General features: G+C 63.4%; 25 protein-coding genes. 13 read left to right on the forward strand and 12 right to left on the reverse strand.

What is annotated here, in order from left to right; all coding sequences use genetic code 11:
• Positions 1–36: 36 nt before the first annotated feature.
• From V1290_RS00820 to V1290_RS00835, 4 genes are read right to left on the reverse strand one after another with little or no spacing between them, the layout of a single operon-like run.
• Positions 37–423 (reverse strand): nitrile hydratase accessory protein, encoded by a 387-nt coding sequence (locus V1290_RS00820; protein ID WP_334368900.1) that lies wholly within the window; start codon positions 421–423, stop codon positions 37–39.
• Positions 423–1,082, reverse strand: a complete 660-nt coding sequence (nthB, locus tag V1290_RS00825) for a nitrile hydratase subunit beta (protein ID WP_334362534.1) — start codon at positions 1,080–1,082, stop codon at positions 423–425. The genes V1290_RS00820 and nthB overlap by 1 nt, the downstream gene beginning before the upstream one ends.
• Positions 1,082–1,720 carry a nitrile hydratase subunit alpha gene (gene nthA / locus V1290_RS00830; protein WP_334362535.1) on the reverse strand — a complete coding sequence of 213 codons (639 nt, stop codon included), beginning with the start codon at positions 1,718–1,720 and terminating at the stop codon, positions 1,082–1,084. The genes nthB and nthA overlap by 1 nt, the downstream gene beginning before the upstream one ends.
• Positions 1,721–1,773: 53 nt before the next feature.
• Positions 1,774–2,991 (reverse strand): MFS transporter, encoded by a 1,218-nt coding sequence (locus tag V1290_RS00835; protein ID WP_334362536.1) that lies wholly within the window; start codon positions 2,989–2,991, stop codon positions 1,774–1,776.
• A gap of 148 nt (positions 2,992–3,139) precedes the next feature.
• Between V1290_RS00835 and V1290_RS00840 the strand changes: the two genes are divergently transcribed.
• Positions 3,140–3,946, forward strand: coding sequence for an enoyl-CoA hydratase/isomerase family protein (locus V1290_RS00840; protein WP_334362537.1), 807 nt, complete (start codon positions 3,140–3,142; stop codon positions 3,944–3,946).
• A gap of 210 nt (positions 3,947–4,156) precedes the next feature.
• Complete coding sequence (locus V1290_RS00845) at positions 4,157–4,534, forward strand: rhodanese-like domain-containing protein (protein WP_028346093.1); 378 nt, start codon at positions 4,157–4,159, stop codon at positions 4,532–4,534.
• 71 nt (positions 4,535–4,605) lie between these two features.
• Here the strand turns inward: V1290_RS00845 and V1290_RS00850 are convergent, their stop codons facing one another.
• The 4 genes from V1290_RS00850 to V1290_RS36395 all read right to left on the reverse strand — a co-directional run bounded on the left by V1290_RS00850 (position 4,606) and on the right by V1290_RS36395 (position 8,697).
• On the reverse strand, positions 4,606–5,808 hold the full coding sequence (locus tag V1290_RS00850) for a Xaa-Pro peptidase family protein (protein ID WP_334362538.1): 1,203 nt from the start codon (positions 5,806–5,808) through the stop codon (positions 4,606–4,608).
• A gap of 443 nt (positions 5,809–6,251) precedes the next feature.
• Positions 6,252–6,734, reverse strand: coding sequence for a transcription elongation factor GreA (gene greA, locus V1290_RS00855; protein WP_334362539.1), 483 nt, complete (start codon positions 6,732–6,734; stop codon positions 6,252–6,254).
• A 54-nt stretch (positions 6,735–6,788) separates the two neighbouring features.
• Positions 6,789–8,297, reverse strand: coding sequence for an ATP-binding protein (locus tag V1290_RS00860; protein WP_334362540.1), 1,509 nt, complete (start codon positions 8,295–8,297; stop codon positions 6,789–6,791).
• Between the two features lie 271 nt (positions 8,298–8,568).
• Positions 8,569–8,697, reverse strand: coding sequence for a hypothetical protein (locus V1290_RS36395; protein WP_442894653.1), 129 nt, complete (start codon positions 8,695–8,697; stop codon positions 8,569–8,571).
• On the opposite strand from V1290_RS36395, the gene V1290_RS36400 reads away from it, so the two are divergent.
• From V1290_RS36400 to V1290_RS00915, 11 genes are all read left to right on the forward strand, one after another.
• Positions 8,647–8,775, forward strand: a complete 129-nt coding sequence (locus V1290_RS36400) for a hypothetical protein (protein WP_442894954.1) — start codon at positions 8,647–8,649, stop codon at positions 8,773–8,775. The two genes, V1290_RS36395 and V1290_RS36400, sit on opposite strands and share 51 nt — an antisense overlap.
• Positions 8,776–8,982: 207 nt before the next feature.
• Entirely contained in the window at positions 8,983–9,249 is a 267-nt protein-coding gene (gene gvpJ / locus V1290_RS36405; protein ID WP_065744562.1) for a gas vesicle protein GvpJ, read from the forward strand.
• Positions 9,250–9,269: 20 nt separating this feature from the next.
• On the forward strand, positions 9,270–10,004 hold the full coding sequence (locus V1290_RS00875) for a GvpL/GvpF family gas vesicle protein (RefSeq protein WP_334362541.1): 735 nt from the start codon (positions 9,270–9,272) through the stop codon (positions 10,002–10,004).
• 11 nt (positions 10,005–10,015) lie between these two features.
• The gene (locus tag V1290_RS00880; protein WP_028346090.1) at positions 10,016–10,261 is read left to right on the forward strand and encodes a gas vesicle protein GvpG; all 246 of its coding nucleotides are present in this window, start codon (positions 10,016–10,018) and stop codon (positions 10,259–10,261) included.
• Complete coding sequence (locus V1290_RS00885) at positions 10,258–10,581, forward strand: gas vesicle protein (protein ID WP_334362542.1); 324 nt, start codon at positions 10,258–10,260, stop codon at positions 10,579–10,581. The genes V1290_RS00880 and V1290_RS00885 overlap by 4 nt, the downstream gene beginning before the upstream one ends.
• Positions 10,578–11,363, forward strand: a complete 786-nt coding sequence (locus tag V1290_RS00890) for a GvpL/GvpF family gas vesicle protein (RefSeq protein ID WP_334362543.1) — start codon at positions 10,578–10,580, stop codon at positions 11,361–11,363. Before V1290_RS00885 ends, V1290_RS00890 begins: the two co-directional genes overlap by 4 nt.
• Positions 11,360–11,557 (forward strand): gas vesicle protein, encoded by a 198-nt coding sequence (locus V1290_RS00895; RefSeq protein WP_334360054.1) that lies wholly within the window; start codon positions 11,360–11,362, stop codon positions 11,555–11,557. The genes V1290_RS00890 and V1290_RS00895 overlap by 4 nt, the downstream gene beginning before the upstream one ends.
• A 47-nt stretch (positions 11,558–11,604) precedes the next feature.
• A complete protein-coding gene (locus tag V1290_RS00900; RefSeq protein WP_334362544.1) occupies positions 11,605–11,859 on the forward strand; it encodes a gas vesicle protein K in 255 nt (84 codons plus the stop codon).
• A 417-nt stretch (positions 11,860–12,276) separates the two neighbouring features.
• Positions 12,277–13,296: a TRAP transporter substrate-binding protein gene (locus tag V1290_RS00905; protein WP_334362545.1), complete on the forward strand. Its 1,020-nt coding sequence runs from the start codon at positions 12,277–12,279 to the stop codon at positions 13,294–13,296.
• A 19-nt stretch (positions 13,297–13,315) separates the two neighbouring features.
• Positions 13,316–15,214 (forward strand): TRAP transporter large permease, encoded by a 1,899-nt coding sequence (locus V1290_RS00910; RefSeq protein WP_334362546.1) that lies wholly within the window; start codon positions 13,316–13,318, stop codon positions 15,212–15,214.
• 30 nt (positions 15,215–15,244) lie between these two features.
• Positions 15,245–16,894, forward strand: coding sequence for an acyl-CoA synthetase (locus V1290_RS00915; protein WP_334362547.1), 1,650 nt, complete (start codon positions 15,245–15,247; stop codon positions 16,892–16,894).
• 3 nt (positions 16,895–16,897) lie between these two features.
• Here V1290_RS00915 and V1290_RS00920 read toward each other — a convergent pair whose 3' ends face one another.
• From V1290_RS00920 to metG, 4 genes are read right to left on the reverse strand one after another with little or no spacing between them, the layout of a single operon-like run.
• Complete coding sequence (locus tag V1290_RS00920) at positions 16,898–17,530, reverse strand: antibiotic biosynthesis monooxygenase family protein (RefSeq protein WP_334362548.1); 633 nt, start codon at positions 17,528–17,530, stop codon at positions 16,898–16,900.
• 43 nt (positions 17,531–17,573) lie between these two features.
• Entirely contained in the window at positions 17,574–18,380 is an 807-nt protein-coding gene (locus tag V1290_RS00925; protein WP_334362549.1) for an MBL fold metallo-hydrolase, read from the reverse strand.
• Complete coding sequence (locus V1290_RS00930) at positions 18,377–19,168, reverse strand: TatD family hydrolase (RefSeq protein ID WP_334368901.1); 792 nt, start codon at positions 19,166–19,168, stop codon at positions 18,377–18,379. Before V1290_RS00930 ends, V1290_RS00925 begins: the two co-directional genes overlap by 4 nt.
• A gap of 14 nt (positions 19,169–19,182) precedes the next feature.
• Complete coding sequence (metG, locus tag V1290_RS00935) at positions 19,183–21,123, reverse strand: methionine--tRNA ligase (RefSeq protein ID WP_334362550.1); 1,941 nt, start codon at positions 21,121–21,123, stop codon at positions 19,183–19,185.
• Positions 21,124–21,152: the final 29 nt, after the last annotated feature.

Genomic DNA, 21,152 nt, shown 5'->3' on the forward strand with positions numbered 1-21,152 from the left:
CGTTCGCTTGTCGTCGCCTGCGAAGGCGGGCGGTGGCTACTTCCCGAAATCCTCCGCCCTCAGCTCGATCGGCGCGCCGTGGGGCGTGCGGTCGGCGGCGTGGTCCCAGGCGTCACGGTAGCGATGCAGGACATCTGACGTTGTGACGCCCTTGGCGGCGACGAGGGTTTCCAGCGTCGCGAGCCAGTGCCGGTAGTAGGTCTCGCCCGTATCTGGATCGCCTTCGGCCTGCGCGCGCTTGATTTGCGCACCCAGCGTCTCCGCCCATTCCTTCCAGGTGAAGACGCCGGCCTCATGCAACGCCAGCGCCATCGCAAAGGCGCGCGCTTCCCATGGCTCGCGAAACACCGGGCCGTCTTCATCGCGCGGCACGCCGGGAACGGCGACCGCGGCGCGCATGGCCTGTTGCGGGGTCAAATCCATCACGCGCGCTCCAGATAGGATTCCCAGGCGTCGACGGAGACACTGAGCGTCGGATCGCCGTCCTTGCCCCACAATTCCGGTCCGTCGAAACGCACGGTGTAGAGCCATTGCGGGTCTTCGCCTTGGCCGAGCGAGTTGGTGTCGGGGAAGACGTGGCAGCCGTGATTGAGCTCGATGGTGCCGAGATGGCCACGGACATATTGCGGCAGCCGCGTATGCGTCACCGGGTGGATGTCTTTCATCCGCACGGTGTCGCCGACCGCAAACATCGCAGGCGCTTTCGCCTCGCGTTCGGTCGGGCCGCCGCGGCGGATCGCCGGCGTGACCTCATTTGGAGCGATCGGCTTGACGCCGGGCTTAGGCGGCGACAGCACTTTGCCCGCTTCGATTTCCTCGCGCGTCACCAGCCCGCGCTCGATCATCAGCGTTTCCAGCCCGGCCAGCCATAATTCGAAATAGCTCTTGCTGAGGTAATCCTCGGGCGGCCGGTTCTCGCGCGCAAACCGCGACATATCGATGTTCCAGCCGCCCGGGCGCGCCATGGCAACCGTCAGCGCAAAGGCCCGGCGCTCCCAGTCAGCATGAAACACCGGCTCGTTCGGCTCGGGTACGACAGGCCCAAAACCCTTGGCGCCGCCCATGTCATGCGCGCCGTCCATCAGGCAGCCTCGCCAGGCTGTTTGGGCAGGCCGGTGCCGATCATGCTGTCGCGGGTGACGAGTTCGGCGAGTTGTTGTTCACTCCAGCCCTCGGTACCCGCAGGGCGCATCGGCAGTACGAGGTAGCGGATTTCGGCGGTGGAATCCCAGACCCGGATTTTGGTGGTGTCCGGCAGCGTCACGCCGAAATCCTTCAGCACGCCGCGCGGATCGGACACGGCGCGGGAGCGATAGGGCGCGGACTTGTACCAGACTGGCGGAAGCCCCAGCACGGGGTGCGGGTAGCAGGAGCACAGCGTGCACACGACCATGTTGTGCTGCTCGGGCGTGTTCTCTACGACGACCATGTGCTCGCCCTGGCGGCCGGAATAGTCGAGCTCGGCAATCGCAGCCGTTGCGTCCTTCATCAGCCGTTCGCGATAGGCGGAATCGCTCCATGCCTTGGCGACCACGCGAACGCCGTTGCGCGGTCCGATTTTCTTTTCATAGAGATCGATCAGGAGGTCGAGCGCGGCCGGATCGACATAGCCCTTTTCGGTGAGGATCGATTCCAGCGCGCGCACGCGCAGCTCGGTCTCCGAGAGTTCGGAGTGGTCGTGGTGGTGATGGCCGTGGTGATCGTGATCATGGTCGCTCATGCCGTGAGGATAGGCGCAAAATCCGGGCTATGTCGAGGCTGGGAATCCGCTCTTTAAGCCGGCTGCAGCCGCTCGCGTGATCGCGACGGCAGTGCCGGGAACGTCAGCGCAATCGCCATTGCGGCGAGGCCTACGCTGAGCGCGCCGATGTAGAGCCAGCGGTAATCGTGGAAGGTGTCGAAGATCATGCCGCCGGCCCACGGCCCGAACGCCATGCCAAGGCTCGATACCATTGTCGCCGCGCCGAACACCGTTCCCATGATCCGCGGGCCGAAATATTCGCGCGCCAGCACGGCATAGAGCGGCATCACGCCGCCATAAGCCGTTCCGAACACGATCGCGAGTGCATAGAACTCGCCGAGTTTGCTGACGTAGAGATAGGTCCCAATCGCCAGCGCCTGCACCAGCAGGCCGCAGACCAGCACCCGCTTGGCGCCCAGCCGATCGGCGAGGATGCCGAGGAGGAGACGCCCGCCGAGCCCCGACAGGCCTTCCACGCTATAGATGCTGACTGCGGTCATCGCCGGGATGCCGCAGAGCATCGCGTAGCTGACCATGTGGAAGATCGGCCCGGAATGCGCGGCGCAGCAGGCGAAGAAGGTCAGCGCCAGCACCAGGAACTGGGGCGAGCGAAGCGCACCTGCAACAGACCATTCCGCTCCCGGATCGTTGCCAGCGAGCGACGCCGGCGTGGCGGATGGCCTTACCACCAGCGGCTGCCGGACCAGCAGCGCGGCCGGTATCAGCAAGGCCCACGCCATCAAGCCCACGATCATCATCGCGGTACGCCAATCATAGGTCGAGATCAGCCAGCGCGCGAATGGCGAGATCGTCATCGGCGCCACGCCCATGCCTGCGGACACCAGCGAGACGGCAAGGCTGCGGTTGTTGTCGAACCACTGTGTCGCCGCCGCAATCATCGGCGCGAAGAAGGCGCCTGCGGCGAGGCCGACGAGAATGCCGTAAGCGAGCTGGAATTCGAGCAGGGAGGTGGCGCGGCTGGCTAGCAACAGGCCCGAACCCAGGAGCAGGGCGCCGCAGAGGACGACCGGACGCGTGCCAAACCTGTCGCTGGCCGCGCCCCAGGCAAACCCGGCAATTCCCATGGTCAGGAAATCGATGGTCATCGCACCCGAAATTCCGGCACGCGACCATCCCGTTTCCGTCGACATCGGTTCCAGATAGACGGCCAGCGAGAACATGGCGCCGATGCCGACGCATGTCATCAATGCGCCCGTGCCGACGATCACCCAACGATATGATGGTCCCATCTGCAAAATGCTCCTTGTTCGCCCCGATCCGCGCCACGCGGATGCGATGGTTTCGCGAACAAGACGAAGCGGAATGGACGAAGGATTCAGGTTCGCCGGAATTATTTCTGGTCTAAGCTTTTGGAAAAGACTGATAGGGAGCGATGGGTTGACCGGATTTGTGACGATTGAAAAAGGCCTCGGGCCCGACGGCCGTATCGCTGTGGTGCGTTTCGACCGCGGCGACGGCATCAACGCGTTGTCGCCGGAAGCGCTGCGCCAGCTCACTGACGCCGCCCGCAGTTTTGAAGACGACGGCGCAACGTCAGTCGTGGTCCTGACCGGCGGCGCAAAGTCGTTCAGCGCCGGCTTTGATCTCAAGGACCCCGAGGGTCGTTCGCGCAAGACCATGGACCTCGGAGCCTTGCGCCGGCACTTGAAGCTTGGGCCGCGGCTGACCCGGGCCTGGCAGGACATGGAGCAGATCACGATCGGCGCCATCGAGGGTTTTTGCGTCGGCGGCGGCGTGGCGCTGGCGGTCGCGCTGGATTTCCGGGTGATGGCCCGCGACGCCCATATGCGCGTGCCCGAGATCGGTCTCGGCATGAATATGAGCTGGCAGAGCGTGCCGCGCATGCTGCATCTGATGGGACCGGCCCGCACCAAGCAGGCCGTCATCCTGGCCGACCAGCGCATCACCGCGGCCGAGGCCTACGAATGGCGCCTGGTGGAGGAGGTCGCTGATCCCGGCAAGGCCTTCGACGCAGCGATGGCGCTCGCCGCCAAAATCGCCGCTCAGCCGCCGCTATCCGTCGCCATGACCAAGCTGACGGTCAATCGCCTCGCACACGCGCTCGACGATCTCGCCAGCCACATGGATGTCGACCAGTTCGCGCTGGCGAGCATGACCGAGGATCACAAGGAAGGCGTCGCCGCGTTTCTGGAGCGACGCAAGCCGAAGTTCAGGGGGAAATAGCGCGGTATGGCCGCGTTGGCCAGATTTGCCGCGACAACCAGTGGGATTGCCACGCCCAAAAATATGGCGCAGCATCCTTCAATTGCATGATCGAAATCAAAACAGGATGGGCTATTTGCCCCTTGCAACCTGCAAGCATTGCGTGCCTTGCGGGAGCTTAGATTGTACACCAGCCGTTGCTGGCGAGCCCACATATGGAGAAGGCCCCCAATGAAAACCGTGCAAGCGATGCTCGCCGAAGCCGATGCTGAAGTCCCGCGTATCAGTCCCGATGAAGCTAAGGGATTGCTGGGAAGGGCCGATGTGCTTTTCCTCGATGTTCGGGAGCCAGCGGAAGTTACTGCCTCTGGAAAAGTTCCGGGTGCCGTCGCCATACCGCGCGGCCTCGTGGAGTTCAAGGCGGATCCTGCCTCAGCGATGCATGATAAGGCCTTCGACCGGACCAAGACGGTTATTGCTTACTGCGCATCCGGCGGGCGTTCCGCGCTGGTGGGAAAGACGCTGAAGGATATGGGTTACGGCAACGTACGCAATCTCGGCGGCTTCAAAGGCTGGTTGGACGCAGGCGGAGACGTCGAAAAGGGCTGAGGCTCAAAGTCAACGTTCGCGCACGACCGCGCATCGCGCGACGGTCGTCGCAAGCTGACTTCAAAAGCACCTCACCGCGCCACTGCGCTGCCGCCAATATTCCAGCCGCGGCTGCCTTCGCCGAAGATCTCGTAGCCGGTTGCGGTCACTGCAACCGTGTCCTCCAGCTTAATGAAGCCACGGCGCGGGTGCTTCATCGTCGTTTCGACCGACACCACCATGCCGGGCTCCAAGGGCCGGCGCGCGTCCGGGTCATCGTAGGGAATAGGGCCCTTGGCTGTCAGGCGAGGGGCCTCGTGGCTGACTAGCCCCATGCCGTGCGCCAGGAAGTCGGTGCAGTCGCGCTGGTTCGACTGCGCGAGCCGCCTTTCCGCCGCGGCATAGATTTCGCCGCCCATCGCGCCCGGCCGCACTGCGGCGAATGCCGCCCGCTGGATGGCTTCAATGTCCGTCAGAAGATCCGTCAATTCGCTGTCCGGTTCGCCCAGCACAGCCATCCGCGCGAGGTCGCCAATGTAGCCGTGATAGTTGCCGCCGGAATCCAGCGAGAGCACGTCGCCGGTTTCCCAGCGCTGGGCGGAAGGCGCGCGGTTGTGGCTGGCGCCGCAGGCCAGCAGGCAATACTCGAAAGTCAATCCGCGCTTGACCTCTGCGATCCTCAGTGCGTCGAAGAGCTGCTGCTTGGTGGTGCCCGGGCCGTGGTTTGCGATCACCTCGTCCATGGATTCGATCACCAATTCCGAAGCCTTTTTCAGCTTGGTCAGCTCCGCCGGCGACTTCACGGCACGCAGGCGCTCGAGCACCAACAGCGCATCCTTGATCTCGCTATCGGGCAAGGCGTCCGAAAGAGCCCTGCCGGCATCCATCGGCAGGAACGGCATCTCGACGCCGATGCGCTTCATCGGTACGCCCGCGCTCTTGATCAGGCCTGCCGCCAGCGAAACGGCATCCAACGAGCCGTTGCCCTCGGTGCGGACTTGCGGAACCCAAAGTGGCGCCACGGCCCGCTGGTGCGTTTCCAGCCGGTGTCCAATATAGGCCGCCTTGTCGGGCGCGCCCTTCGGGTAGATCAGGACGGGCAAGTACCGGCTGACGCCGAGCGCGTCCATGTAGTCGAAGAAGATCGCGCGCTCCGCGTCGAGCAGGTATTGGACGTTATGCTTGGAGGTCGCGACCAGGATATCAAGACCGGCCGCTTCCATAAGGGAATCGAGCTTAGCGGCGTCAAATGGAATGGCGCGAGGTTCGGTCGGACGACTGACGCGTTCTTGCATGATGAGACCTCCGTTGCGGCCGGCATGAACCAACTGGCCTCGGGGCTTTGTGTTTCGCCTGGAGCCGCATTGTGAGTGGGAAGCGGGAGGCGTACCAGCGATGAAATCGGCGAGCTCCAATGCAGATTGACGAACGCTGTGCACTCCAAAGCGAATTGAAAATTTGATCGGATAAAAAAATCAATACTTTCAATGTGGTTCCTAAAACGAACTCGGAGTCCGATTTAAGTCAATCACGAGTCAGTGCGTCTGACGCGGTCGACTTGCCGGGTCCCGTCGGACCCAGCGCCAGCTCTGAAGGCTCTGGAACAAATGATGGCCTGTCACCATGCTTGAACACTGGTGATGGCCGCGCCCGCAAGGTGAGCCAGCCTCGCGATATGGTCGGTTTTGGCGCAAAGCCCGGCCCTTCCGAACATCGGCGGCGTCCGGTGCGGGAGGTGCTACGAGATCGAAATGATCTCAAGTTTCTGACCTGATGCGTCGACCTCATCACCAACGGCTTTGCCCATCAGCAGCCTTGCCACTGGTGACACGAAGGAGATGGATCCTGCCTTAGGATCTGCCTCGTCCTCCCCCACGATACGATATTTTTGTACGCGTCCATCGTCGCGCCTGAAGGTCACCGTGCTCCCGAAGGCGACAGTGTCAGTCGACGTCGGATTAGGGATGACCTGAGCCGTCCGAACTCTCGCCGCAAAGTAGCGCATATCGCGCAGCGGGATTGCCGCTTGCCGGCGTCGTTCATTAACGTCCTCGATCTTCTGCGCCGTCTCATAAGCCTCGCGGGCCTGGTGGAGTTCAGATTCCAGAGCCTGCAATCCCGCTTCCGTAACAAGATTCGGATGAGGTGAAACGGGGCGGTCGGGAAGCAAAGTCTCCGACGCAGTTTCGGCACTGTCTTCCTTGGTGAAGGCAACGCTCAAGCTCAGGACTCCTTTCAGGCGTAGTAATGTCTGAGTGCGCGCTCGACCGTCGCATCATGGAGCCGAATTGCTACAGCCTTGCTCGGCCGGCAGTTCCTCGGCATTGGGGTCGCCCGGTGCCGTCGCCCAGGCCAGTTCGACGAGCGTCACGATCCGCCGACCGGCACCGTCAAGCTGGCAAACAAGGAGGCCCTGCTCCTCGATGTAGGTCAGCAGACGCCGTGCACGGCGCAACGAATGTGAGCCATAGGCGCGTGCAATCGCTGCATCGCCCGGGCAGGGCCAACCTTCCTTCGCGGCGCGGGCGATCATCATGAAGACGCCCTGCATATCCTCCGGCAGAAGCGAGGCGCGGACCGAGACATCCTGCCACCCGTCATCCTCTGCCATATCGGAGCTGAGCCCGGCGCGGGCGCGTGTCAGCATGCGACGGAAGTCACCTAGGTCCGGCACGGCCGAACCGAGGCCCTCTATTCGGCAGCGGACCACGAACTCCTGATAGAGTACGCCGATGGCACGGAATCCGGCCTCGGGCTCCGCCATGATGGCGCGCAGAATACGGTCCACTCGTTCACGCCGCTCCGCCAGCTCCTCAGCGCTGAGTGGCTGGTCCACCGCTTCGGGATGGATTTCCAGCGCCGCTGATTTCGCCGCCATGAGCTGGGCGAGGAGGTCTGGCGGCGACCGACGCTGGGGCCGATTGTTCTCGGGCGGCGGCGCTGCCAGGATGATGGCGCGTGCGTCAAGTGTCGCTTCCGGCAGAGGCGTCAGGCGCGGGGTCGCGTTGCGCGGCGCGGTATCGGTTGGACCAATACGCAGTCCTAGCGGACGGCGGGAGAGGGCCGGTCCCAGCGCCATGAATTGTCCGCGCTCCAGATCCCGGAAGGCCTCTGCCTGTCGCCGTTCCATGCCCAGAAGGTCGGCGGCGCGGGCCATGTCGATATCCAGAAAAGTTCGGCCCATGAGGAAATTGGACGCCTCGGCCGCGACGTTCTTGGCGAGCTTCGCCAGTCGCTGGGTGGCGATGACCCCCGCAAGCCCTCGTTTGCGGCCGCGGCACATCAGGTTCGTCATGGCGCCGAGCGAGAGTTTGCGCGCCTCGTCCGAAACCTCGCCGGCGACTGCCGGTGCGAAGAGCTGCGCCTCATCCACCACCACCAGCATAGGATACCAGTGGTCGCGGACGACTTCGAAAAGCCCGCTGAGGAAGGCGGCGGCGCGCCGCATCTGGTTCTCGGCGTCGAGCCCCTCGAGATTGAGCACCGTGGAGACGCGATGGATGCGCGCCCGTTCGCCGGCGACCTGCAGACCCCGCTCGGTATGGTCCTCGGCATCGATCAGGAGGTGGCCGAAACGGTCGGAAAGCGCGACGAAGTCGCCTTCGGGATCGATGACGGTCTGTTGCACCCAGGGGGCACTCTGTTCCAGCAGCCGGCGCAGCAGATGGGATTTGCCGGAGCCCGAATTACCTTGGACCAGCAGGCGAGTCGCAAGCAGTTCCTCAAGGTCCAGAGTCGCCGGGGCGCCTGCGGTCGTGTGTCCCATCTCGATCGCAACGGTCATGTCTCGACTCAAAGTCTCTCCAGGGAGGCGGGGCTTAACAACCTGATCGCAGCCCGTCGAGCAGCCCATGGCCGATCACTCTGCGTTCTCCACGGTTTGTCGTTTCTGATCGGATCTAAGTCTCGGCAGCAAAAAACGGAGATGTTCGCCGGCTGTTTCACCGCTGCATTCGAGTCCACTCTTGGTTCCATTCGAGTCAAACCGCCGATTTTCCTAGTTGCATCGGAGTCCCCTAAGAGCACCAAGGCGCGACGCCCGATTGGAAGTTTGGCTAGGACATGATCTTTGAACGTACGATTAAAAACCGTACGCGACTGATTACGGTAATTAGCGATGGGCGAGGGAACTGATGGAGCAGATGACCATGCGCTCCGTGGATCTCGATCCCTTCGAGTCCAATTTTGGCAGCCCGGCGGGCGGCCGCTGCAAATCGTCGCGCACGCGCTGCCAGCGAAGCGCCGCGTTATGCCGGCAGTGAGGCCCGACGGAAACCCTTTGCGCTGACAGTGAAAATTGGCGGCGAGCGCATGCGGCAGCGCGAGGCGACGCGGCTTACGTCCTCGTTTTGAAACCAGTGCGAAGCCATGCGCGTATCAGTTTCCTGAAGGACAAATCGTGTTTTCCGGAAGGAGCAAACCGTATGACTGGAATAGCAATGACTCAAACGCCTCAAGCAAACGGCAGATTGTCGGGCGAGCTGTACAAAGTCGTTGAGTTGATCCTGGACCGCGGGCTGGTCATCGACGTGTTCGTGCGTGTGTCGGTGATCGGCCTCGAGGTGGTCACCATCGATGCGCGGGTCGTCGTGGCCGGCGTCGATGCTTACCTGCGCTTCGCCGAGATGTGTGGCCGCCTCGATCTCACCGGCAGCAGCCCCCGGATCGGCCGCTCGCTGCCCGACGGCGCGCTGCCGCTCGAGCTACCCGGCCGGGCGCGCACGGAAATCGGCTGACCCAACGGAAAGGATGACTGATGAGCAGCTATGTCTACTGTGTCACGCGTGCCTCGCACCCACTACCGCTCGAAGGCGCGGTGGGGGTGGGGGAGCGAGCTCCCGCCCTCCGGCTCGTGCGCGAGCAGGATCTCGTCGCGGTGGTTAGCGACGCGCCGGAGAACTTGCGCGCGAAGCGGCGCGATCTGGTGAAGCACGATGCGGTCATCGGACGGATCTACGCAGCCGGCACCGTGCTGCCGATGCGGTTCGGGATGGTCGCGCCCGACGACGAGGCCGTGCAGACGGAGCTTCGATCGAGGGCGCGTCGCTATGGCGAACTGCTGTGCCGGATCGATGGCCATGTCGAGCTCAACGTCAAAGGCTTTCATGCGGAGGAAGCTCTTCTCCGCGACCTCTTGCTTCAGAACGACGAGTTACGCGCGCGAAATCACGCACTTCGCGCCGCAGATGGCGGCAGCCATCAGGACAAGGTGGCGTTCGGCGAGCGCGTGGCCGCCGCCGTTGCGGAGCGGCGCGCGCGTGACGCGGGCCAGGTCATCGCCCGCCTGCAACCACATGCCGCGCAGATACGTCGGGGCCCGCCGGTCGCCGGTTGCTTCGTCAACGTATCGTTCCTGGTGGCGTCGGGCGCCCGGGCGGACTTCGATGGTGCCCTGTCGCCGCTGCGCCGCGAGCTGCCCGGCTACGCAAGCGTCGAGCTGTACGGGCCCTTGCCGCCTTACAGCTTCGTCGGCAACGAAGCGGACGTGTGAGGGCCGTGGCGGTGGGACTCCTGTCGCATGTCTTGTTGCTGCCGCTCGCGCCGGCCCGCTTCGCGCTGTGGACCATCGACCGGGTCGTCGACGCCGCTGCCGAACAGCATTGCGGCCCGGCAGCCATCCGGCGCGAGCTGGCCGAGCTTTCGCGGCAACTGGATGAAGGGTTGATCGATGCCGAGGAATTCGATCGACGTGAGGACGAGATCCTCGACCGGCTGGACGAGGGACGAAAGCGAGGAATGATCGCATGATGGAATCTGATCGCATGATGGAGTGGCACGGACCCCAGGGTGCTTCGCCGAACCTGGCTGACATTCTGGAGCGGGTTCTGGACAAGGGGCTGATCATCGCAGGCGACATCAAGATCAACCTGCTCGACATCGAGCTTCTAACCATCAAGCTCCGGCTGTTGGTCGCGTCGGTGGACAAGGCCAAGGCGATGGGGATCAACTGGTGGGAGCACGATCCGGCGCTTTCCCAGACGCGGCCGCGGCAGCTCGCGGCCGAGAACGCGCGGTTGCGCAAGAAGATCAGGGCGCTGGAAACCGCCACTCTGGAGGCACAGCGATGAGCACGGCGAGCTATACTTACGCGGTCGCGCGCCCGTTCAATCCAACCCAGGCGGCCGGTCTCGTCGGCGTCGACGGCGCCGCGATCCATCTGGTCCGCCACCAAGACCTGGTCGCCGTGGTCAGTCCGCTTGCACCTGCCGACGCCGACGAGACCGCGCTGCGAGCCAGGCTGGAGACGCTGGCCGAGCTAGAGGTGATCGCACGCGCGCACCACAGGGTCGTGGCGGCGGTTGCCGCGTGCACACCAACGCTGCCGTTCCGCCTCGCGACCGTTCACCGCACCGACGACCGCGTTGCGCAGTTGCTACGCCGGGAGCACCGGCGCTTCCGCGAGACGCTGGATCGATTCGCGGGCCGCGTGGAGGTGGGGGTGAAGGTCTACGTGCAGCACGCGGGTGCATCTGCCGGCGCCATGTCCGTGGCCGAGAAAACCGACGGGTCCGGATCGGCGGGCGCGGGCAGGGACTACCTGCGCAACCGCCGCGAGCAGCGCGATCGGCGCCAGCACGCGTGGCGGCGCGCAACCACTGCGGCCGAGCAGATGGACGCCGTTCTCGCCGGGCTTGCCGTCGATCGCCGCCAACACCGAACGCAGAGCGCCGAGCTGTCCGCTGCTCCAGGCGAAAATGTATTCAACGCAGCCTACCTGGTGGATGCCGGGCGCGCCGAAGAACTCGCCGCCCGTGTACAGCGGCTGGGCGCCGAAAACCCGCACGTGACGCTCGAGATCACGGGCCCCTGGCCGCCCTATTCGTTCGCCGACAGCGAGGAGCGCACGTGAGCCCCGCCGCGTTCCCGGACCGAGAGGTCGCACTAGTCGACCTGCTCGACCGGCTCCTGGCGGGTGGCATCGTGCTGGCCGGAGACATCACGCTGGCGATCGCCGACATCGACATGGTGCAGATCTCGCTTCGCGCTCTGATCACGTCGCTCGGCCGGACCACGCGATCTGGCGCAGCGGAGCGAGACCAGTGAGCGCCGGCGTCGCTGGACATGAGCCGGGACCGCGCCAGCGAATTTCGATGGCGCCTGACACGGTCGAACGAGATCTGGCCCGCCTGGTGCTCACCGTCGTGGAGTTGCTGCGTCAGCTCGTGGAGCGACAGGCGCTTCGTCGTGTCGACGAGGGCGGCTTGACCGAAGCGGAGGAGGAGCGCGTCGGCATGACGCTGATGCTTCTAGACAACCGCATATCGCGCCTGCGGGAGCACTTCGGGCTCGCCGCCGAGGACCTGAATATCGACCTGGGACCTCTCGGTCCGCTGCTTCCGCGTTGAGTTCCCTCGGTCTAACGTCGAGCACATTCTGGCTGCGAAATTCCTAGACCTGAAATTCCTAGACCTGAAGTGCACAGGGCGCCGTAAATCCAGGCAGACTCAAATAGAGCACGAATGACTCGGATCGAACCCGAAACGACGAGGCGCGAGTGCCGGATACACCCTAAATTCGCATAAGGTATATTATGGAATATCAACATCTACAATTAGATCAGATATTTAGGCGAATATGCTGGCAAATCTAGTCAGCTCTGGCGCCGAAGCTGCTCGTCCTGATCTGCTGCGTCCCGGCCATTCCTATTGCCGACACTTGCTGACGCTGCAATAAGCGCGCGAGCGCGGTGATCGCTGATGATGCCGTGGACCGCAGGTCCGTGTCGCGGACCTCAAGAACAATAACTCTCAAGGGAGACTGGAATGAGCTTTTCACGACGCACGCTTCTCAAGGCATCCGCTGCGTCAGCGGTTTTGGGCGGCATCGGCGCACCGTTGGTGGCGCGGGCCCAGAGCGCGGAATTCACCTACAAGTACGCCAATAATCTTCCGGACGGCCATCCCATGAACGCCCGCGCCAAGGAAATGGCCGCGGCGATCAAGGCCGAGACCAACGGCCGGTTCGATCTGCAGATTTTTCCGAATAACCAGCTCGGTTCCGATACGGACATGCTGAGCCAGATCAGGTCTGGCGGCGTCGAGTTTTTCACGCTCTCGGGGCTCATTTTGGCGACGCTGGTGCCGGCGGCGTCCATCAGCGGCATCGGTTTTGCGTTCCCGGATTACGACACGGTCTGGAAGGCCATGGACGGCGGCCTGGGTGCCTATATCCGCGGCGAGATCACCAAGGCGAACCTCGTGGTGATGGACAAGATCTGGGACAACGGCTTCCGCCAGACCACATCCTCGACCAAGCCGATCAACGGCCCGGAGGATCTCAAGGGCTTCAAGATCCGGGTGCCGGTGTCGCCGCTCTGGACCTCAATGTTCAAGGCGTTCGATGCAGCGCCCGCCTCGATCAATTTCAGCGAGGTTTACTCGGCGCTACAGACCAAGATCGTCGAGGGCCAGGAAAACCCGCTGGCGATCATCTCGACTGCCAAACTATACGAAGTGCAGAAATTCTGTTCGCTGACGAATCATATGTGGGACGGCTTCTGGTTCCTGGCGAACCGCCGCGCCTGGGAAAAGCTGCCTGAGGATGTCAGGACGATTGTCGCCAAGAATATCAACGCGGCGGCCATCAAGGAGCGCGAGGACGTCGCCAAGCTGAACGCCGGGCTGCAGCAGGAACTGGCCGGCAAGGGCCTGACCTTCAACCAGCCCAACGTGACGCCGTTCCGCGACAAGCTGCGCTCGGCCGGCTTCTACGCGGAATGGAAAGGTAAATACGGCGAGCAAGCTTGGGAGCTGCTCGAGAAATCCGTGGGCAAGCTGTCCTAAGCGCATGTGAGGGGCCGTCGTGGCTCATGCCGAACTGAGTGAAGTGGTTGGCGGTGAGGTGGCTCAGCCCCCTCGCCGCCGTTCGTTGCTGGCGTCGATCGAGCACGCCCTTGGAATGCTGGTCGAGCTTCCCGCAGCGCTGCTGGTCGTCGCCGAAATCGTCATCCTGTTTGCCGGCGTAGTGGCGCGCTACGCGCTGCACCGGCCGCTGGTCTGGTCTGACGAACTGGCCTCAATCCTGTTCCTGTGGCTCGCCATGCTCGGCGCCGCCGTCGCATTCCGACGCGCCGAGCATATGCGGATGACGGCGGTCGTCGCCAACGCGAAGCCTGCGATGCGCGCCTATCTCGATCTGGTGGCGACAGCAGCCGCCCTGGCGTTCCTCATCCTGATCGCCTGGCCGGCTTATGAATACGCCTACGAGGAAAGCTACATCACCACGCCGGCCCTGCAGATCCTCAATAGTTGGCGTGCCGCGGCGCTGCCGGTCGGCATTGCCCTGATGGCGCTGTTTGCTTTCCTGCGTCTGGCCCGCGTCGGCAACATTCGCACGGTGCTGGGCGCGATCCTGTCGGTCGCACTTGTCATCGCGATATTCTGGCTGCTCAGGGGCTCGCTCAAACCGCTCGGCAACCTCAATCTGATCATCTTCTTTGTCGGCGTGGCCGGCTTCTGCGTGTTTGCCGGCGTACCGATTGCGTTCGGCTTTGGCTTGGCGACCTACGGTTATCTGGCACTGACCACGGGCACGCCGCTGATGGTGCTGGTCGGGCGCATGGACGAGGGCATGAGCCACCTCATCCTCTTGTCGGTGCCGCTGTTCGTGTTCCTGGGCCTGCTGATCGAAATGACCGGCATGGCGCGCGCCATGGTGGCGTTCCTCGCAAGCTTGCTCGGCCATGTCCGCGGCGGGCTACATTACGTGCTGGTCGGCGCGATGTATCTGGTATCGGGTATCTCGGGCTCCAAGGCCGCTGACATGGCCGCCGTGGCGCCGGTGCTGTTTCCCGAGATGAAGGCGCGCGGCGCCAAGCCGGGCGATCTGGTCGCCCTCCTCTCCGCCACGGGCGCGCAGACTGAAACCATTCCGCCGAGCCTCGTGCTGATCACCATCGGCTCGGTCACCGGCGTCTCCATCGCGGCGCTGTTCACCGGCGGCCTGTTGCCGGGCCTCGTGCTGGCGATCACGCTGTCGGCGCTGGTGTGGTGGCGTTACCGGAACGAGGATCTGCGCCACGTCACGCGGGCGAGCGCCGCCGAGATCGCCCGCGCGTTTGCCATCGCCCTGCCGGCGATCGCGCTGCCCTTCGTGATCCGCTACGCCGTGGTCGAAGGCATCGCGACCGCAACCGAGGTTTCCACCATCGGCATCGTTTATGCCTTTGTCGTCGGCTACCTGATTTACGGTCTCTTGATCTACCGCAATTTCGACTGGCGGCGGATCGTGCCAATGTTGGTCGAGACCGCCTGCCTGTCGGGCGCGATCTTGCTGATCATCGGCTGCGCCACCGGCATGGCCTGGGGCCTCACGCAGTCCGGCTTTTCGCGGACGCTGGCGGCCGCCATGACCGGCCTGCCCGGTGGCTCGGCGACGTTCATCGCCGTCTCGATCGTGGCCTTCGTGATCCTGGGCAGCGTGCTCGAGGGGATTCCTGCGATCGTGCTGTTCGGGCCGTTATTGTTTCCGATCGCCCGTGCGGTCGGCGTCCACGAGGTCCATTACGCGATGATCGTTATTCTCGCGATGGGTATCGGGCTATTCGCGCCGCCCTTCGGAGTGGGCTATTATGCGGCCTGCGCCATCGGTCGCGTCGACCCGGCCGAGGGTATCCGGCCGATCTGGGGTTACCTGCTGGCGCTGATGGTCGGCCTGATTATCGTGGCGATCTTCCCGTGGATTTCCATCGGGTTCCTGTAAGGTCAAACCTTTGTAGATGGGACACAGCCAATGAGCGCAGCCCAGAACCAGTATTCGATCGGATTGGACAAGACGGCGGCGAACTACGTACCGCTGACGCCGCTGAGTTTTCTTGCCCGCAGCGCCGCCGTCTATCCCGATCACATCAGCACGGTGTATGAAGGCCGCAGTTTTACCTGGGTCGAGACTCATGAACGCTGCCGGCGCTTTGCGTCGTGGCTCGCCGGGCGCGATATTGGCGTCGGCGACACCGTCGCGGCGATGTTGCCCAACGTTCCCGCGATGAACGAGGTGCATTTCGCCGTGCCGATGGCGGGTGCGGTGCTGAACGCACTGAACATCCGGCTCGACGCGCCCTCGATTGCCTTCCAGCTCGACCATGGCGGCGCGAAAATCATCCTGGTCGATCCCGAATTTGCCGGCGTGATTGCGGAAGCGCTGACGCTGATGAACGGGCCAAAGCCCTTCGTCGTCGACGTCGATGATGTGGCGTTTGCAGGCGGCAAGCGGATTGGTGAGATCGAGTACGAGGCGGCGGTCGCGGCGGGCGATCCTGGCTTCGTCGCACGGCTTCCGGGCGATGAATGGGACGCGATTGCACTCAGCTATACCTCGGGCACGACGGGCAACCCGAAAGGTGTCGTTACTCATCACCGCGGCGCTTATCTCAATGCTGTCAGCAATATTCTGGCCGGCAATCTCGGCCAGCATCCCGTGTATCTCTGGACGCTGCCGATGTTTCATTGCAACGGCTGGTGCTTCCCGTGGACGGTCGCGGCCGCCGCCGGCACCAATGTCTGCCTGCGTAAGGTCGATCCGGCAAAAATCTTCGAGTTGATCGCCAAGCACGGCGTCACCCACATGTGCGGTGCACCGATCGTCTACAACACGCTGATCAACGCGCCCGGTGCGCCCAAGGGTGACAAGGCTCGCCGCGTGGTCGGGTTGATCGCGGGTGCCGCACCTCCGGTCGCCGTGCTCGAGGGCGCCGAAAGCATCGGCATCAAGCTGACGCACGTCTATGGCCTGACCGAAGTCTACGGCCCCGCCTCCGTCTGCGCCGAGCAGCCGGGCTGGGACGAACTGCCGGCCGACCAGCGCGCGCAGCTCAAGCGCCGGCAGGGCGTGCCCTACCCGCTGGAGGAAGCCGTCACCGTGCTCGACCCGCAAACCATGCAGGAGGTCCCGCGCGATGGCGAAACCATCGGCGAGGTGATGTTCCGCGGCAATATCGTGATGAAGGGCTATCTGAAGAACGAGAAAGCGACGCAGGAAGCCTTCGCCGGCGGCTGGTTTCACACCGGCGATCTCGGCGTGCTTGACGAGCATGGCTACGTTATCATCAAGGACCGCTCCAAGGACATCATCATCTCCGGCGGCGAGAATATTTCCTCCGTCGAGGTCGAGGACGTCCTCTACAAGCACCCGGCCGTGCTGTTCGCCGCCGTGGTTGCCAAGCCCGACCCGAAATGGGGCGAAGTGCCCTGCGCTTTCGTCGAGTTGAAGGAGGGCGCCAAGGCGACGGAGGCCGAGATCATCGCCTTCTGCCGCAGCCATATGTCTGGCTTCAAGACGCCCAAGGCCGTCGTGTTTGGCGTCATCCCGAAGACATCCACCGGCAAGATCCAGAAATTCATGCTGCGCAACCAGGTGGACTCGGCGAAGGCGATTTCGGCGTGACCGTTATTGCGAGCGAAGCGTGACGGGCGGATAGTACTGCGGCGCTTCGGTCCGTTCGTACATCCCGTAGTCGCGCATGACCTCGAAAACGCGGAAATACTCGGTTGTCGGATCGGCAAACAGCCGGGCGCCGAATTCGATGCCGGCTTGATCGTCTGGTAGATCGATCAAATGCGCGAAGCGCCCGTCACGATAGACGCTTGCGAAAGCGTCACGGCGCCATCCGGTCTCTGCCGGAAGCGTGGCGTTCTTCGATTCAGCCACCAGCACATAAGTCGGCTTGCGCCTTGCCGGATCGTTGTAGGGCGTACGCCGCTCGGGCTGCCAGATCGGCTGGCCGGGCTTTGCTTCGTGGATCACCTGGGCGACCCGGATGCGATAGTCCGAAAAGACCTTCTCGCGGCCGATCGTCTGGACGTCGTGATGGTGAGCATGGGCTCGCCACGCCGTCAGGGTCCCCTCGTCCTGCCATATCTGATACGACAGCAGCAGGTTCTCTCGCGTCAAACTCCTGAAGCGATCGATGAAGAGACAGCCGCCCGTCGCCTCAAGCTCGGGCTTCAGCGAGGCCGCAAGATCGAGATAATGATCGCGGTGTCCGGGCCTTGTCTGGACTTCAAAGAACAGGCCAATCATCGACGTCCCTCCGCTTCCGGCGCGCAGACTTGCCGCGGCAGACTCAGCCTGCGCTGTTCAGCGTCAGCCGCAAGCCATCATAGGCCGGGATCACGCCCGGCGGCAGGCTCTGGCGCAATACCTCGTAGTCGAGGTCGGAATGCATGTTGGTGATGACAGCCTGCTTCGGCTTGAAGCGCTCGATCCAGGACAGCGCGTCGTTGACGCTGAAATGGCTGGGATGCCCGGCATAGCGCAGCCCGTCGACGATCCAGAGATCGAGGTTTCGCAACGCAGGCCAGCTCTCCTCGGGAATGTCGTGGAGATCGGGGGTGTAGGCGGCGTTGCCGATGCGGAAGCCGAGCGCCGGAATTCTGCCGTGGTGAACCAGGAAAGCGGAAAGCTTCACCGGCCCGCCCTTCCCTTCGGTCTCATGACTCTCGCCGGCCTCGATCGCGTGGCGCGTCAGGATCGGCGGATAGTCGCTCCCCTCCGGCGAGATGAAGCAATAGGAGAACCGCGCCATGATGTCTTTGGCGGTCGACTGGTTGAAGTAGACGGGAATGCGGCGGCGCTGGTGCAGCACGACCGATCGGAGGTCGTCTATGCCGTGGGTCTGGTCGGCGTGCTCATGGGTCAGGAACACCGCGTCGATGTGATCGACCTCCGCATCGATCAATTGCTCGCGCAGATCGGGCGAGGTGTCGATCACGATCCGCGTGGTGCCGTGGGCACCCGTGCGCTCGACCAGCAGCGAGCAACGGCGGCGACGGTTCTTGGGATTGTTGGGATCGCAGGCGCCCCAGCCGAGTGCTGGCCGCGGTACACCGGCGGAAGAACCACAGCCGAGGATCGTCAGCGTCAGCATCATGCCGCAACCTTCGGCACCGGCACTTTGGAGAATAGGCGGAAGAAGTTTTCGGTCGTCTGCCGCGAAATCTCTTCCAGCGAGACGCCGCGCGTTTCCGCCAGCACTTTGGCGACTTCGACCACGTAAGACGGCTCGTTGCGCTTGCCGCGAAACTTGCCGGGCGCCAGATAGGGCGAGTCGGTTTCGACCATGATGCGGTCGGCCGGAAGTTCGGCCGCGAGCTCGCGCAAGGCTTCCGATTTCTTGAACGTCAAAATGCCCGTGAACGAGATCGACAGGCCCAACGCAATTGCCTTCATCGCCAGCTCGCGCCCGCCGGTGTAGCAATGGAGGACGGCTTTAAAAGGTCCCTTTGCCACTTCGTCTTCGAGAATGCGGCCGCAATCCTCGTCGGCTTCGCGGGTGTGAACGACCAGCGGCAGGCCCGTGGCGCGCGCGGCCGCGATATGTGCGCGAAAGCCGCGCTCCTGCGCCTCTCGCGAACCGTGCTGGTAGAAGTAATCCAGCCCCGCCTCACCGAGCGCCACGATCTTCGGATGCTTGGTCAGCTCGATCAGCTCACTGGCCGGAATGCCGTCTTCCTCATCGGCTTGATGCGGATGGGTGCCGACCGAGCAATAGACGTTGGGGAACCGCTCGGCGATCGCGAGCAGTCCGCCGAGTCGCTTCACCCGGGTCGAAATCGTGACGATACGACCGATCCCGGCGGCCTCGGCGCGCGCGACGATGGCGTCGAGATCCTCGGCAAAATCCGGGATGTCGAGATGGCAGTGGCTATCGACGAGCATGGCTTGCAAACGGCTCAATCCACCTTTGGTTCGACGTAGCGTGGAAATACGCCGACCGGCGGCGGCAGCGTCGTTCCCGGCTTAATCCGCGTGGCAAGCGCCGCGAAATCGCGCGCTTGTTTCTCGTTGGGAATGCCGAGGCTATCCAGCAACTTGGCCGACGCATCCGGCATCACCGGCTGCGTCAGAATCGCGACCTGACGCACCACCTCCGCCGTCACGTACAGCACGGTTTTCTGTCTGTCAGGATCGGTCTTGGCCAGCGCCCAGGGCGCCTCGCCCGCGAAATAGCGGTTGGCCTCTGCCACCACGGCCCACACCGCGTTCAGCCATTGATGGATCTGCTGGGTCGCCATCGCGGTGCGCGAGGTTTCCAGCATGGCGTCGGCCTGCGCCAGGATCGCCTTGTCGTTATCGGTGAACTCGCCGGGCTCCGGCAGCACGCCGCCGAGCTGCTTTGCGATCATCGACAGCGAGCGTTGCGCCAGATTGCCGAGATCGTTGGCGAGGTCGGCGTTGATGCGCGCGACGATGGCTTCATGGCTGTAGTTGCCGTCCTGTCCGAACGGCACCTCGCGCAGGAAGAAATAGCGCATCTGGTCGACGCCATACTGATCGGCCAGATTGAAGGGATCGACAACGTTGCCGACCGACTTCGACATCTTCTCACCCCTGCTGAACAGGAAGCCGTGCGCGTAAACCCGCTTCTGGACCGGAATGCCGGCCGACATCAGGAACGCCGGCCAGTACACCGCGTGGAAGCGAATAATGTCCTTGCCGATGACGTGGACGTCCGCCGGCCAGTAGCGCCAGTTCGGATCGTTTTCGTCGGGAAAGCCTACGCCTGTGATGTAGTTGGTCAGCGCATCGACCCAGACATACATCACATGCTCGGGATCGTTCGGCACCTTGACGCCCCAGTCGAACGTCGTGCGCGAAATCGACAGATCCTTCAGACCGCTCTTTACGAAACTGACGACCTCGTTGCGGCGCGAATCCGGGCCGATGAAATCCGGCTGGGTTTCGTAGAGCTGCAGCAAGCGGTCCTGATAGGCGGATAGCTTGAAGAAGTAGCTCTTCTCCTCGACCCACTCGACCGGCGAGCCCTGCGGGCCAAGGCGCACATTGTCCTCGCCGAGGACGGTTTCCTCCTCGGCGTAGTAGGCTTCGTCGCGCACCGAATACCAGCCGGAATAGGTATCGATATAGATATCGCCATTCTGCTGCATCCGGTCCCAGACCACCTGAACCGAGCGATGATGGTCAGGCTCCGTGGTGCGGATAAAGCGGTCGAACGAGACGTTGAGGCGCTCGTCCATCTCCTTGAACCGGCCGGCATTGCGCGCGGCAAGCTCGGCAACGCCCATTCCTTCGGCTTCAGCGGTTTGGACCATCTTGAGGCCGTGCTCGTCGGTGCCGGTAAGGAAAAAGACGTCCTTGCCGTTGAGCCGCTGAAACCGCGCGAGCGCATCGGTCGCAATCGCCTCGTAGGCGTGGCCGATATGCGGAAGGCCGTTCGGATAGGCGATCGCGGTCGTGATGAAGTAGGTGTCGCGCTCGGCGGCTGCTGCCGGCTTGGCGACGGGAGCCGGCTTCGCACGTGGCGCTGCGGGCTTCGGAATTTCTGCGACCGGCGCCGCTTGAACGGCAGGGCTCGCTTCCTTCGGCGTTACCGCGCGCTTCTTCGACGGAGTTTTCGTAACGGATTTCTTCGCCGACTTTTTGACAGCTTTCTTGACAGCTTTTTTGGTCGACTTCTTCGCCGACTTCTTCGAAGCCTTCTTTGCGGCCGTTTTCGAAGCCTTGCCGTCCTTCTTCACGACGCGCTTGCTCTTGGTCGCACCTTTCCTGGCCGCACGCTTCTTCGCCGCCTTCTTGCTGGCACTAGCGGCCGGCGATCTGCCAGCCTTCTTCGCCTTGCGCTTTTTCGAAGCTTTCTTTGCAGCCGTCGCCACCACGAATTCCTTTATTGCTCATAGATTGT

The organism is Bradyrhizobium sp. AZCC 1578, from assembly GCF_036924675.1.
Classification (GTDB): Bacteria; Pseudomonadota; Alphaproteobacteria; order Rhizobiales; family Xanthobacteraceae; genus Bradyrhizobium.